This is a genomic window from Phaeovulum sp., assembly GCF_041596715.1.
GTDB lineage: Bacteria > Pseudomonadota > Alphaproteobacteria > Rhodobacterales > Rhodobacteraceae > UBA6213.
In genome coordinates this window covers 1-13,106 of the sequence record NZ_JBFHIA010000068.1, presented here as the reverse complement: position 1 = coordinate 13,106, position 13,106 = coordinate 1, and the positions used below count along the sequence as shown (strand labels likewise).

At 60.6% G+C, this 13,106-nt stretch carries 12 protein-coding genes; 5 read left to right on the top strand and 7 right to left on the bottom strand.

Annotated features, from left to right (window positions below; genetic code table 11):
• The 3 genes from ABY403_RS06610 to ABY403_RS06600 all read right to left on the bottom strand — a co-directional run.
• Window positions 1-1,761, bottom strand: a 1,761-nt coding sequence (locus ABY403_RS06610) for a dehydrogenase E1 component subunit alpha/beta (protein ID WP_372839966.1), incomplete at its 3' end; no start/stop codon positions are given.
• Window positions 1,761-2,966, bottom strand: a complete 1,206-nt coding sequence (locus ABY403_RS06605; protein ID WP_372839965.1) for an acyl-CoA dehydrogenase — start codon at window positions 2,964-2,966, stop codon at window positions 1,761-1,763. The genes ABY403_RS06610 and ABY403_RS06605, both read right to left, overlap by 1 nt.
• 8 nt (window positions 2,967-2,974) lie before the next feature.
• On the bottom strand, window positions 2,975-4,183 hold the full coding sequence (locus tag ABY403_RS06600; protein WP_372839964.1) for a pyridoxal phosphate-dependent aminotransferase: 1,209 nt from the start codon (window positions 4,181-4,183) through the stop codon (window positions 2,975-2,977).
• Between the two features lie 85 nt (window positions 4,184-4,268).
• On the opposite strand from ABY403_RS06600, the gene ABY403_RS06595 reads away from it, so the two are divergent.
• Window positions 4,269-5,183, top strand: coding sequence for a LysR family transcriptional regulator (locus ABY403_RS06595; RefSeq protein ID WP_372839963.1), 915 nt, complete (start codon window positions 4,269-4,271; stop codon window positions 5,181-5,183).
• Here ABY403_RS06595 and dnaQ read toward each other — a convergent pair.
• Genes dnaQ through ABY403_RS06575 form a run of 4 tightly spaced genes read right to left on the bottom strand, consistent with a single transcriptional unit; the run spans window position 5,180 to window position 7,900 of the window.
• Window positions 5,180-5,878 carry a DNA polymerase III subunit epsilon gene (gene dnaQ / locus ABY403_RS06590; protein WP_372839962.1) on the bottom strand — a complete coding sequence of 233 codons (699 nt, stop codon included), beginning with the start codon at window positions 5,876-5,878 and terminating at the stop codon, window positions 5,180-5,182. The genes ABY403_RS06595 and dnaQ overlap by 4 nt on opposite strands.
• Window positions 5,878-6,468, bottom strand: coding sequence for a dephospho-CoA kinase (coaE, locus tag ABY403_RS06585; protein ID WP_372839961.1), 591 nt, complete (start codon window positions 6,466-6,468; stop codon window positions 5,878-5,880). Before coaE ends, dnaQ begins: the two co-directional genes overlap by 1 nt.
• Window positions 6,465-7,304 (bottom strand): shikimate dehydrogenase, encoded by an 840-nt coding sequence (locus ABY403_RS06580; protein ID WP_372839960.1) that lies wholly within the window; start codon window positions 7,302-7,304, stop codon window positions 6,465-6,467. Before ABY403_RS06580 ends, coaE begins: the two co-directional genes overlap by 4 nt.
• Entirely contained in the window at window positions 7,304-7,900 is a 597-nt protein-coding gene (locus tag ABY403_RS06575) for a nucleoside triphosphate pyrophosphatase (protein ID WP_372839959.1), read from the bottom strand. The genes ABY403_RS06580 and ABY403_RS06575 overlap by 1 nt, the downstream gene beginning before the upstream one ends.
• Before the next feature lie 375 nt (window positions 7,901-8,275).
• On the opposite strand from ABY403_RS06575, the gene ABY403_RS06570 reads away from it, so the two are divergent.
• The 4 genes from ABY403_RS06570 to mnmG form a co-directional block, all read left to right on the top strand.
• Entirely contained in the window at window positions 8,276-8,743 is a 468-nt protein-coding gene (locus tag ABY403_RS06570) for a CopD family protein (protein WP_372839958.1), read from the top strand.
• 127 nt (window positions 8,744-8,870) lie between these two features.
• Window positions 8,871-10,142, top strand: coding sequence for a transcription termination factor Rho (gene rho / locus ABY403_RS06565; RefSeq protein ID WP_372839957.1), 1,272 nt, complete (start codon window positions 8,871-8,873; stop codon window positions 10,140-10,142).
• Window positions 10,143-10,172: 30 nt separating this feature from the next.
• Complete coding sequence (gene mnmE / locus ABY403_RS06560; protein WP_372839956.1) at window positions 10,173-11,456, top strand: tRNA uridine-5-carboxymethylaminomethyl(34) synthesis GTPase MnmE; 1,284 nt, start codon at window positions 10,173-10,175, stop codon at window positions 11,454-11,456.
• A gap of 12 nt (window positions 11,457-11,468) precedes the next feature.
• Window positions 11,469-13,106, top strand: a 1,638-nt coding sequence (mnmG, locus tag ABY403_RS06555) for a tRNA uridine-5-carboxymethylaminomethyl(34) synthesis enzyme MnmG (RefSeq protein WP_372839955.1), incomplete at its 3' end; no start/stop codon positions are given.

Genomic DNA, 13,106 nt, shown 5'->3' with positions numbered 1-13,106 from the left:
CATCCAGCCTGCGTCCTTCTCGGCGGCAAGGTCGCGCATCGGGTAAAGTGCAATAGGCTCGACAAACACCACCAACCGCTGCTCTTCGCGCGCAAGGCGCACGCATTCGCGCAACATCCGCGCGGCATCGGCCCCGTTGGAAGGCACGGCGACGATCAGGCCGGGAATATCGCGCAGCACGGCAAGGCTGTTGTCGTTATGAAAATGCCCGCCAAATCCCTTTTGATAGCCAAGCCCCGCAATGCGCAGCACCATCGGGTTGGTAAATTGCCCGTTCGAGAAAAACGGCAGCGTCGCCGCCTCGCCCCGAATCTGGTCTTCGGCGTTGTGCAGGTAGGCCAGAAACTGAATCTCTGGCATCGGGATGAAGCCGTTATGCGCAAGGCCAATGCCAAGGCCAAGGATGCTTTGCTCATCAAGCAGCGTGTCGATGACCCGGTCGGGACCGAAGCGTGTTTGCAGCTTTTGCGTCACGCCATAGACGCCGCCCTTGCGCCCCACATCCTCGCCCATCAGCACGATCTCGCCATGCTCGAGCATTAGGTCGGTCAGGGCCCAGTTGATCAGCCGGGACATGATTTGTGGCTCGGCCATTGCCTTGAGATCGGCACCAAAGGCTGCCTCTCGGGCCTGTGCGGCGGGGCCGTTTGTGGGTTTGCAAACGCGCTTGGGCGGCACAATGCTGTCCATGACCTCGGGCGCTGTTTTCAGCCTTGGCCGCGTAACCGCCTCGGCGGCAACACGGGTGACCCTATCAAGCGTATCGGTATAGATCGCCAGCGCCGCATCTGGCGAAAGCGCGCCTGCGGCTTCAAGCAACCGAACCGAGTGCAACAGCGGATCATTCGCCTCTTCCGCCTCGACCTCTTCGCGCGGCATGTAGGTAGTGGGCATGTCCGCGCCCGCGTGGCCATAAAGCCGCACGGTGCGCAAATGCAGAAACGCGGGTTTGCGGCGGCGGCGCACATAGTCGGCCGCCTCGCGCGCAACTGCGAACGCATCGTAAAGGTCCAACCCATCGGCGCTGAAGTATTTCACACCGGGGCGTTGTGCATGGCTGGCGGCAATCCAGCCCTTCGGGGTTTTGGTAGAAATGCCGATGCCATTGTCTTCGCACACAAAAAGCAGCGGCAGCGGCACTGCCTGATACGAGGTCCAGGCGGCGGTGTTGAACGCGCCCTGCGCGGTTGAATGGTTGGCAGAGGCATCGCCGAAACTGCACATGACAATGGCGTCATCTGCCAGCGCACGGTGTTCGGGCGGGCGACGGCGCGCAAGGCCAAGGCTATAGGCCGCGCCCACGGCTTTTGGCAGGTGGCTGGCAATGGTCGATGTCTGCGGCGGGATCGCAAGCTCTTTGGAACCCAGCACCTTGTGCCGGCCGCCAGAAATCGGGTCTTCCGCCGAGGAAGCGAAGGATAAAAGCATATCCCACGTCATCGTTTGCCCCGGCACCTGCGCCGCGCGGGCAATCTGAAAGGCCGCGTCGCGGTAATGCAAAAAGGCCATGTCGGTTGGGCGCAGCGCATGCGCCACCGCGGCCATGCCCTCGTGCCCCGAAGAGCCGATGGTATAGAACCCCTGCCCCACCTTCTGCATGGCGCGGCTAGTACGATCGAGGGCGCGGCTGGTGCATTGCGCGCGGAAAAGCGCTACCGCTTCGGTGTTGCTCAGCCCCGGTGCGGGCGACTTGCCCGCCGGAAAATCCCGCGCCGCAACCCGGCGCAGGAAGTTCTCATGAACGATTTCGCTGCGTGGCATCAGAAAAAGGCCTGCGTCCCGGTAATGGCGCGACCAAGGATCAGCGCGTGCACGTCATGCGTGCCCTCATAGGTATTCACGGTTTCAAGGTTGACCATGTGGCGCATCACCGGGAAGGCGTCCGAAATGCCGTTACCGCCGTGCATATCGCGCGCGGCGCGCGCGATTTCCAGCGCCTTACCGCAGTTGTTGCGCTTGATCAGTGAAATCATCTCTGGCGCGGCGTTGGCCTCGTCCATCAGGCGGCCAACGCGCAGCGCGGCTTGTAGGCCAAGGTTGATTTCGGTCAGCATGTTGGCAAGTTTCAGTTGGTAAATCTGGGTGTTGGCCAGCGGGCGATTGAACTGCTTGCGGTCAAGCCCGTATTGGCGAGCGGCGTGAAAGCAGCATTCCGCCGCGCCCATCACACCCCAGGCGATGCCATAGCGAGCGCGGTTGAGGCAGCCAAACGGGCCTTTCAGCCCTTCAACGCCCGGCAGCAACGCATCTTCACCGACTTCGACGTTCTGCATGACGATCTCGCCGGTGATCGAAGCGCGCAAGCTGAGCTTGCCTTGGATTTTGGGCGCGCTGAGGCCCTTCATGCCCTTTTCCAGCACAAATCCGCGGATCTTGCCGCCATGTGCATCAGACTTTGCCCAGACTACGAAAACGTCGGCGATCGGGCTGTTCGAGATCCACATTTTGGCGCCGTTCAGCACGTAGCCGTTTGCGGTTTTTTTGGCGGTGGTTTTCATCCCGGCGGGGTCAGAACCTGCGTCCGGTTCGGTGAGGCCAAAGCAGCCGATGTATTCGCCGGTGGCGAGTTTTGGCAGGTATTTTTTGCGCTGCGCTTCAGAGCCGTACGCGTAGATGGGATACATCACGAGGCTCGACTGCACCGACATCATGCTGCGATAGCCCGAATCCACGCGCTCAACCTCGCGCGCGACAAGGCCGTAGGCAACATAACCCGCGCCCAACCCGCCGTATTCTTCTGGCACGGTCACGCCCAGCAGGCCCATTTCGCCCATTTCGCGGAAAATCGCGGGGTCGGTGGATTCGTCGCGGTAGGCTTGCGTTACGCGCGTGGCCAGCTTTTCTTGTGCGTAGGCGTGGGCTGCATCGCGCAGCATCCGCTCTTCATCGGTCAGTTGCGCATCGAGGCGCAGGGCGTCGGCCCAGTCGAAGCGGGAAAGGTCGGGGGCGTCTTTGGCTTTGAGCATTGGATTCCTCAGGTAAGCGAGGCGCAAAAGCGCGCGATGGCGGCAGAGGCGCGGGTGAGCGAGGCTTCGTCATAGGCATAGGACAGGCGGAAGTAGCCCGGCAACCCGAAAGCGCGGCCGGGAACGACCGCGACACCCTCTTGCGCCAGAAGTTCGGCGCAAAAGCCCGCGTCGTCTACAAGTGTCGTGCCAGCCTGTGTCGTCATGCCAAAGCAGGGCGAGCAGTCGGCGTAAAGGTAGAAAGCCCCGTCTGGTAGTGGGCAGCGAAGCCGTCCGGTCGCGTTAAGCGCTGCCGCCACCAGATCGCGCCGCGCGCGGAACGCATCACGGCGAGGGGCAATGTAATCTTGCGGCCCAAGCAAGGCGGCAATTGCGGCGGCCTGCGAAATCGACGACGTGCCAGAGGTCACCTGACCCTGCACTTCGGCCATGGTCTTGATCAGTGGTGCGGGGCCAATGCCCCAGCCAAGCCGCCATCCGGTCATCGAAGCGAATTTCGAGACGCCGTTGACGATCAGCGTACGGTCGGCAAGATCGGGTGCCGCTGTGCGAAACGAAGCGAAGGGCACGTAGCAGATGTGCTGGTAAATCTCGTCGCTCATCACCGCAACTTGCGGATGGGCGCGCAAAACTTCGGCCAATGCTGCTTGATCGTCGGCGGAAAGCACCGCGCCCGAGGGGTTTCCGGGCGAGTTGAGCAGCAGCCAACGGGTGCGCGGGCTGATCGCTGCGGCAAGCGCTGCGGGCTGAAGGCGAAAGCCGTCAGCGCCCGATGTGGGAATGATTTTTGCCACGCCGCCGCAGACGGTGACCATATCGGAATAAGAGGTCCAATAGGGCGCCGGGATCAGAACTTCGTCGCCTTCGTCGAGGGTTGCGAAGAATGCGTTGAAGATGACCTGCTTGGCCCCGGTGGAAACGATGATTTCGCTAGGTTCGGCGCTATAGCCATTGTCGCGCTGGCAGGCGGTGCCGATTGCGCGACGCAGGGCCAGTGTGCCTTGGGTTGCGGTGTATTTCGTCTCGCCCGCGAGTGCGGCGGCGTGTGCAGCCTCGATCACATGCGGGGGGGTCGGAAAGTCCGGCTCGCCGGTGCCAAGGCTGATCACATCGCGCCCAGAGGCCTTGAGCGCGGTTGCGGCCTCTGAGACCCGGACGATTTCGGAAAGCCCGACCGAGGCCATACGGCGGGCGGGACGAAGGGCGAGGTTGGGCATGGGGCACCTGATCGCGTAAGGGTTGGTTTGCAATGTGTATCGCACGCGATTATCTTCAGGAATAACCTGTTTTAGGCGTTCTGATATGCATAATACACATGAAGTGCCGCGTCCAAGGCGGTATCTGCCATCTGTTGCGCTGCTTTCCGCCTTTGAAGCGGTGTGCCGAACTGGCAGCACCGCCGCTGCCGCGCGCGAGCTTTCGCTGACCCAAGGTGCGGTCAGCAGGCTGGTGCAGCAACTTGAAGGGCAACTGGAGGTGCAGCTGTTCCGGCGCGAGCGGCGGCGGCTGATACCAACTGCGGCTGCAACTGGTTATGCGCGGGATGTGCGCAAGGCGCTGGATCTAATCGCGCGGGCCTCGCTTGGGCTGCGCGCCAACCCCGGTGGCGGCACGCTTTCACTGGCCATTCTGCCCACTTTCGGAACGCGCTGGCTGGCACCGCGTTTGCCAGGGTTTTTGGCGGAACATCCGGGTGTCACGATCAACATCGGCACGCGGTTGCAGCGGTTCGATTTTGCGCGCGAAGGATTCGATGCCGCGATTCACTATGGCGCACCCGATTGGCCCGACGCCGAACATCTGAAGCTGTTCGACGAAAGCATGGTTGCTTGTGCCGCACCGGGGTTCTGCGCCGCCCATGCGGTGACGGAACCGCGCGATCTTGCCGCGTTGCCGCTGCTGCAACTCGAATCTCGCCCAGCCGCATGGGCGCGGTGGTTCGAAGCGCATGGGGTGGCGGCACCCGCGCGGCGCGGGATGCTGTTCGATCAGTTTGCAACGATGGTGCAGGCCGCGATTCACGGTGTTGGCGTAGCGCTATTGCCCGAGTTTCTGGCAGCATCGGAAATAGGCGAAGGTCGGTTGCAGCGCATTGCGGGCGAAGCGGTGCGGGGCATGGGAGGATATTATCTGGTCTGGCCAATCGACGATGCCGGGCACCCGCCGCGACTTGCGTTTCAGAACTGGCTTGAAGCGGAATGCGCGGTGTTGCGCTAGTCTTGATAGCGCCGCCAGATCGCCTCTTCGCCCATGCCGGCAACAAAGGCATCGTGCGCCGCAGTCTCTTGCGGTGTCAGGCGGGGTGGCAATGGTTCGGGGCGCGGGCGCGGGCGCCAATCGGCCTGCACGGGTTGGCCCGACACGCGCACAGGGCCGGTTGCCAGCCCGAAATCGGGTTGGCGGCCGCCGATCAGCTCCAGATAGACTTCGGCCAGAATCTCACTGTCGAGTAGCGCGCCATGCTTTTCACGACCGGAGTTGTCGATGCCAAAGCGCCGACAAAGCGCATCGAGCGAGGCAGGCGAGCCCGGAAACCGACGACGCGCGATCAGCAATGTGTCGAGCGCGCGTTCTGCCTTGATCTGCGCGTGCTTGGCCCATTCCAGCTCTGCATTCAGGAACTTCATGTCGAATGCGGCGTTGTGAATGATCAGCGGCGCCTCTGTGCCGATGAACTCTAGAAACGCCGGGGCGATTTCGACAAAGCGCGGTTGGTTGCGCAGAAACTCGTCGCCAAGCCCGTGCACCTCGAACGCCTCTTTCGGCATGGCGCGTTCGGGGTTGATGTATTGGTGGTAACTGCGCCCTGTCGGCAGGTCATTGAACAACTCTACCGCGCCGATCTCGACGATGCGGTGGCCCTCGGAAGGCTCAAAGCCCGTGGTTTCAGTATCAAGGACAATCGCGCGCATCAGGGCCTCGTGAGCTTGGCAAGCAAATCTTGCACGGCGGCGCGGGTTTGCTCAAGGCTGGCGGTTTCGATCACATAGCTCGCACGGGCGCGTTTTTCGGCATCGGGCATCTGGCGGGCTAGGATCAGGGCAAGTTGCGCCTCGGTCATGCCGGGGCGCGCAAGGACGCGGGCACGCTGAACCTCGGGCGGGGCAGTGACAACCAGCGTTGCGTCGCAAACTGCGTCAGCGCCGGTTTCAAACAACAGCGGGATGTCGAGCAGGATCACCTGCGCCGAAGCATGGGACGCGATGAAGGCGGCACGATCCGCGGCGACAAGCGGGTGGACGATCGATTCCAGCTGGAACAGAGCCTGTTTATCGGCCTCTAGCAGTTGCTTCAGCGCGGCACGATCAACCTCGCCCGCCACCACAGCGGCGGGGAATGCGGCGGCAATGGGCGCGACTGCGGCACCACCCCGAGCGTAAAGGCGGTGCACCGTTGCATCGGCATCCCAGACTGGAACACCGAGGTCGGCGAACATGCTGGCCGTGGTTGATTTACCCATACCGATCGAGCCGGTAAGGCCCAGAAGGAAAGGGCGCGTCATCGGCCCAGAACCGCGGCACGCGTGGCTTCATCGACGACCGGGCGCTGGCCGAACCAACGCTCGAAACCGGGCACGGCCTGATGGATGAGCATTCCGAGCCCGTCAACTATGGTGCAGCCCGCAGCCTCTGCCTCGGCCAGAAACCGGGTCTTGAGCGGCGTGTAGACAAGATCAACGACAGTCGCGCGCGCAGAAAGCGCATCGAGCGACACCATAAACTCTGGCTGACCAACCATGCCAAGCGCCGAGGTATTGACCACCGTCAGCGCACCTTCCAGCATATTGCCAGCGTGTGCCCAATCGTAGATGGCAATGCGCGGCCCAAACTCGGCGCGCAGCGTATCTACTCGGGCACGCGTGCGATTTGAGACGCGAATCTCGGGTGCGCCGGCCTCTAGCAGCGAGGTGATGACTGCGCGCGCAGCGCCGCCTGCGCCAAATACCGCGGCCGGGCCGGTGGTTGCGGACCATTTTGGCGCATATTGCTCAAGATTGGCGATGAAGCCGTAACCGTCTGTATTGTCGGCATGAATCTTGCCATCTGCGCGAAAGACAAGGGTATTTGCGGCACCGACCAATGCCGCGCGTTCGGTTACTACATCCGCCAATGCAAGCACTGAAACCTTGTGCGGAATTGTTACGTTGCACCCCACAAACCCCGCGCGTGGTAGAGCTGACAAGACCCGCTGCAGGTCTTCCGTGGCGATATCCATAGGGATGTAGTGGCCTTTGATCCCGTAGGTCTTGAGCCAGTGGCCGTGCAGAAGTGGCGAGCGTGAATGCGCGATGGGCGAGCCGATAACACCGGCAAGCGGGATGCGGGGATGATCGGACATCAGGCGAGTTCTCCTCGGGCGCGCAACCAAGTCAGAAACTCGATAAGCGGCAAGCCAAGGACAGTAAAGTAATCGCCTTCGACTGCGGAAAATAACTGTACCCCGTGTTCTTCGAGCTTGTAGCAACCGACGGCGTGGCGGATTGAATCCCAATGCTCGGCCACATAGCGTTCGATCTGGGCATTGGAGAGCGGGTGCATGGTCAGCCGAACCTGCCCGACATGACGCCAAAGCGGGGAGCCGCCTTGATAGACCACCAGCGCGGAAAGCAATCGGTGGCTGCGGCCGCAAAGCGCGGTAAGCTGGGCAACAGCATCCGCCGGGCTTGCCGGTTTGGAAAGCACCTTGCCGCCCAGATCGAGCACTTGGTCGGCACCAAGAACCAGCGGTTCGGGAAATCGCTCGGAAACGCGGCGTGCTTTTGCTTCGGCAAGCGCATCGGCGAGATCGCGGGGGGTAGCGCCCTCGGCCTCGAGTGCTGCGCGAATTGCAGCCTCGTCAACGCGGGCCGGCACGATTTCATGTGGCAATCCGGCGCGGCGCAAAAGCTCTGCGCGGATTGTCGAAGTGGAAGCCAGGATGAGGGGGTTCTGCATGACTCTGTGGATAACAGTCGGCGGCGGCGGGGGGCAAGCGGCACACGGCGAAGCGGCGCGCGTTTCAGGTTAGGTTCGGGCGGTTGCACGGGCAGTTTTCCCGTTGTGCAGGGCAACTCATGGGTGCTGTGTGAAAGGGGTCCGAGCAGGGTGTGTGTGGGTATCTTCAGTGGCGGTGGTGGCCGTGCAAGTATATGTAACTATGCAGTAAAAAGATGTTTTACATGGTTTTCCACAGAACGGCCAACAGAGCATTTGCCGTTGAAAAGATCGTGGATGGTTTGTCTTATCCTGTTTTGCACCTTGCCAACTAGATCATCATCCTTTCAATTCATTTCTTCTTATTGATTAGAAAGACTGAGCGGAGCTCTGCGCATGATCTACGAATTTCTGGCCAACAGCTACCTTTGGACGAAGGCGCTGCATGTGATGTCAGTGCTTTCGTGGATGGCAGGGCTGTTCTACCTTCCAAGGCTTTTTGTCTATCATGTAGAAGGGCTTGCGAAAGCAGGGGTTGAGCGTGGCTCGGATATGGACCTGCTGTTCCGGCATCAGGAACGCCTGCTTATGAAGGCGATCATGGTGCCGGCGATGTATGCGAGTTGGATCTTTGGACTGGCGCTTGTCTTCACGCCCGGCATTGTTGGCTGGACGATGGTTTGGCCCTGGGCCAAGGGGTTCGCGGTTTTGGCGATGACGGGGTACCATTACTGGCTCAATCACCAACGCATAGCTTTGGCAGAGGGTCGCAACCGGATGAGCGGTCGGCAGTATCGCTTTGCCAATGAAGTGCCGACGGTGCTGATGATCGTGATCGTATTGGCCGTGATCTTGAAGTTCTGACAGCCTGCGTTGACTTTTTTGGTCAGTGGGCTTAGGGGAGGGCAGCCTGGCCGTCCGGCCGCAAAGGCGAAGCCCGAAAACCTGTGACTGACGCGCCGTTTTGGCGCCTGAAACCGTTGGATGCGCCATGAGCGAAGAACGCCTGAATCTTGCCGATCTCAAGGCAAAAACGCCTGCTGATCTTTTGGCTATGGCCGAAGAGTGGGAAATCGAGAACGCCTCGACGATGCGTAAGGGCGAGATGATGTTCTCGATCCTCAAAGAGCACGCCGAGGATGGAATCGACATTGGCGGTGACGGTGTTCTTGAGGTGGTGCAGGACGGGTTCGGGTTTTTGCGTAGCCCTTCGGCGAACTATCTGCCCGGTCCGGACGACATCTACGTCAGCCCTGAAATGATCCGACAGTATTCGCTGCGGACCGGCGACACAGTCGAAGGGGTGATGCGGGCACCGGGCGAGAACGAGCATTATTTCGCGTTGAGCACGGTTGAGAAGATCAATTTCCAAGACCCAGATCGCGCGCGGCACAAGGTGGCGTTTGAAAACCTGACGCCGCTTTACCCGACTGAGCGGTTGAAGATGGAAGTCGAAGACCCGACCATCAAAGACCGTTCGGCGCGGATCATTGATCTTGTTGCCCCGATCGGCAAGGGCCAGCGCGGCTTGATCGTTGCGCCGCCGCGGACGGGTAAGACCGTTTTGCTGCAAAATATCGCCAATTCGATCGAGAGAAACCATCCTGAGGTCTATCTGATCGTGCTGCTGATTGATGAGCGGCCCGAAGAGGTGACGGATATGCAGCGCAGCGTGAAGGGCGAGGTTATCAGCTCGACCTTCGACGAGCCCGCGACGCGGCACGTGGCAGTAGCCGAAATGGTGATCGAAAAAGCCAAGCGACTGGTCGAACACAAGCGAGATGTGGTGATCTTGCTGGATTCGATTACCCGCCTTGGGCGCGCTTTCAATACGGTTGTGCCTTCAAGCGGCAAGGTGCTGACGGGTGGCGTGGATGCCAACGCGCTGCAACGCCCGAAGCGGTTTTTCGGTGCGGCGCGGAACATCGAAGAGGGCGGTAGCCTGACGATCATCGCTACCGCGCTGATTGATACGGGCAGCCGTATGGACGAGGTGATCTTCGAAGAGTTCAAGGGCACCGGTAACAGCGAAATCGTGCTTGATCGCAAGGTCGCCGATAAGCGGGTGTTCCCGGCGATGGATATTCTCAAATCCGGGACGCGGAAGGAAGAGTTGCTTTCGGATGCGAAGGATTTGCAGAAAACCTATCTTTTGCGGCGCATCTTGAACCCGATGGGCACCACCGACGCGATCGAGTTCCTGATCTCGAAGCTGAAGCAAACCAAGACCAACAGCGAATTCTTCGATTCGATGAACGCCTGATCAGCGCTGCGGTGACTGGGGGTTTGAGCGATGGATACGATTTTCGCGCAGGCGAGCGCCCGCGGCAAAGCGGGTGTGGCGGTTATTCGCATTTCCGGGCCAGAGGCGTGGGCCGCGGCGCGGATGCTTGCGGGCGAATTGCCTGCGGTTCGCACCGCTGGGCTGCGGGTGCTGCGCGCTGGGGATGAACCCCTCGATACCGGTTTGGTGCTTTGTTTTGAGGCTGGCGCGAGTTTTACCGGCGAAGATATTGCCGAATTGCATGTGCATGGTTCGGCAGCGACTGTTGGTGCGGTTTTGCGCGTTCTCGGCGAAATGCCGGGACTTCGGCTTGCTGAACCGGGCGAGTTTACGCGGCGCGCGCTTGAAAACGGGCAGTTGGATCTGCCTCAGGTCGAGGCGCTTGGCGATCTGATCGATTCCGAGACAGAGGCGCAAAGGCGGCAGGCGCTCCGGGTTTTGTCTGGGGCGGTCGGAAAGTTGGTTGATGGCTGGCGCGCAGATCTTCGGCGTGCGGCGGCGCTTGTGGCGGCGGCGATTGATTTTGCTGACGAAGATGTGCCGCAGGAAGTTGTGGCGGAAGCCGCGGTTCTGATTACGCGGGTGAGCAACGGAGTAGCGCGGGAATTGGCCGGTTCGGGAGCAGCCGAGCGTATTCGCGATGGCTTTGAAGTTGCGATCGTTGGTAGGCCAAATGCTGGAAAATCAACACTTCTCAATGCGTTGGCGGGGCGAGAAGCGGCGATAACCTCGGCACATGCGGGGACGACGCGTGATGTCATAGAGGTGCGTATGGATCTAGGCGGGCTTCCGGTTACGTTGCTTGATACGGCTGGATTGCGAGAGGCTGGCGACGAGATAGAGGCGATAGGTATTTCGCGGGCGCTCGATCGCGCACGGCGCGCGGATTTGCGCGTGTTTTTGCTGGACGGCGGTGATGTGCCGTTGATCGAGCCGGAGCGAGGAGACCTAGTGGTTCATGGCAAGGCCGATCTTGGCGCGGGATTGGGGCTGGCGGTTTCGGGGCTGACCGGGCAAGGTGTAGACGAGTTGGTTGATATGATCTCAAAATCGCTTTCAGAGCGCGCGGGATCGGCGGGCGTTATGACGCGCGAGCGGCATCGGGCCGCGATGAGGCGAGCGATTGAATCGCTTGAACTGGCCAGAGTGGAGCTCGATTTCTGGCCTGAGAGGGCCGAGATCGCCGCTGATGGCATAGATCGAGGGATTCGGGCGCTTGAATCTCTTGTTGGGCGCATTGATGTTGAGCATCTGCTTGATGATATCTTTGCCAGTTTCTGCATCGGTAAGTAGGGAGCGTTCCACGTGAAACATTTTGACGTGATCGTGGTCGGCGGGGGCCATGCCGGGTCGGAGGCCGCGCATGCGGCGGCGCGCATGGGTGCGGCTACGGCCTTGGTTACGCAAAAGCGTGATACGATTGGTGCGATGTCTTGCAACCCCGCGATTGGTGGCCTTGGAAAGGGCCATTTGGTGCGCGAGATTGACGCCATGGATGGCGTCATGGGGCGGGCGGCCGATTTGGCTGGCATCCAGTTTCGGCTTCTGAACCGGCGCAAGGGTCCGGCGGTTCAAGGCCCGCGCGTGCAAGCGGACCGCAAACTTTACCGAACTGCAATGCAGCACATGACAACCCAGCAACAAGGGCTAGATGTTATAGAAGCAGAGGTTTCTGACTTTCTGCTGGAGTCTGGTCGCGTGTGCGGCGTGGTGCTGCGCGATGGTGCCGAGATTAGGGCCGGCGCTGTGGTGCTGACCTCTGGGACCTTCTTGCGCGGGATCATTCACATTGGTGACCAAAAGCACGAAGGTGGCCGGGTTGGTGACTTGCCTTCAAACGCGCTGGCGGAGCGTATGCGTGCCCTCGGTCTGCCGCTTGGCAGGTTGAAAACTGGCACGCCACCTAGGTTGGACGGGCGCAGCATCGACTGGTCTGTGCTTGAGCAGCAACCGGGCGATGACGCGCCCGTGATGATGTCTTTTCTCAACAAGACACCGTTTGTGCGCCAAATCGCCTGCGGGATCACCCACACAAACGCGCAAACCCATGAAATAATACGCGAAAATCTCGCGCGATCTGCCATGTATGGGGGGCATATCGAAGGGGTTGGGCCACGGTACTGCCCTTCGATCGAAGACAAGGTTGTGCGTTTTGCCGATAAGGCATCACACCAGATCTTTCTTGAACCGGAAGGGCTAGACGATCACACCATTTATCCCAACGGTGTTTCGACTTCGCTTCCCCTTGAGGTGCAAGAGGCCTATATCCGCTCGATCCGCGGGCTCGAAAGCTGCAATATTCTGCAAGCCGGTTACGCGATCGAGTATGATTTCGTCGACCCGCGCGCGCTTGCCCCGACGCTTGAGCTAAAAGATCTGCCCGGGCTGTTCCTTGCAGGGCAAATCAACGGAACGACGGGGTATGAAGAAGCGGCGGCGCAGGGCCTTGTTGCCGGACTTAATGCAGCACTCGGTGTAAGTGGCCGCGAGCCAGCGCGGTTTAGCCGGGCAGAAAGCTACATCGGTGTAATGATCGACGATCTCGTGACGCGCGGCGTTTCGGAACCCTACCGAATGTTCACCTCGCGCGCTGAGTTCCGTCTTTCGCTTCGCGCCGATAACGCGGATCAGCGTCTTACCGGGCTGGGCATTCAGTTGGGCTGTGTCGGTGAAGCACGCGCGCGGATATTCGAGGACAAGATCGAGGCCTTGGAGCAAGGGTGGATCGCGTTGCAATCGGCGAAATTTTCGTCAACCGAGGCATTGAAGCATGGCATTCGCGTCAATCAAGACGGTCAGCGCCGAAGCGCCTATGCCTTGTTGTCGATGAACGAGGTCAGCTTTGACGACCTCATTGCGGCAGTGCCCGAACTGGCATCGATCTCTTCGGAGATCGCAGAACAACTTGGCCGCGAGGCGCTCTACGCAAATTACGTCGGGCGT

Bases quoted from the DNA above. Each gene is read 5' to 3' on its own strand.
- ABY403_RS06605 (WP_372839965.1), bottom strand. From the start codon at position 2,966: ATGCTCAAAGCCAAAGACGCCCCCGACCTTTCCCGCTTCGACTGGGCC.
- ABY403_RS06600 (WP_372839964.1), bottom strand. From the start codon at position 4,183: ATGCCCAACCTCGCCCTTCGTCCCGCCCGCCGTATGGCCTCGGTCGGG.
- ABY403_RS06595 (WP_372839963.1), top strand. From the start codon at position 4,269: ATGCATAATACACATGAAGTGCCGCGTCCAAGGCGGTATCTGCCATCT.
- dnaQ (WP_372839962.1), bottom strand. From the start codon at position 5,878: ATGCGCGCGATTGTCCTTGATACTGAAACCACGGGCTTTGAGCCTTCC.
- coaE (WP_372839961.1), bottom strand. From the start codon at position 6,468: ATGACGCGCCCTTTCCTTCTGGGCCTTACCGGCTCGATCGGTATGGGT.
- ABY403_RS06580 (WP_372839960.1), bottom strand. From the start codon at position 7,304: ATGTCCGATCATCCCCGCATCCCGCTTGCCGGTGTTATCGGCTCGCCC.
- ABY403_RS06575 (WP_372839959.1), bottom strand. From the start codon at position 7,900: ATGCAGAACCCCCTCATCCTGGCTTCCACTTCGACAATCCGCGCAGAG.
- ABY403_RS06570 (WP_372839958.1), top strand. From the start codon at position 8,276: ATGATCTACGAATTTCTGGCCAACAGCTACCTTTGGACGAAGGCGCTG.
- rho (WP_372839957.1), top strand. From the start codon at position 8,871: ATGAGCGAAGAACGCCTGAATCTTGCCGATCTCAAGGCAAAAACGCCT.
- mnmE (WP_372839956.1), top strand. From the start codon at position 10,173: ATGGATACGATTTTCGCGCAGGCGAGCGCCCGCGGCAAAGCGGGTGTG.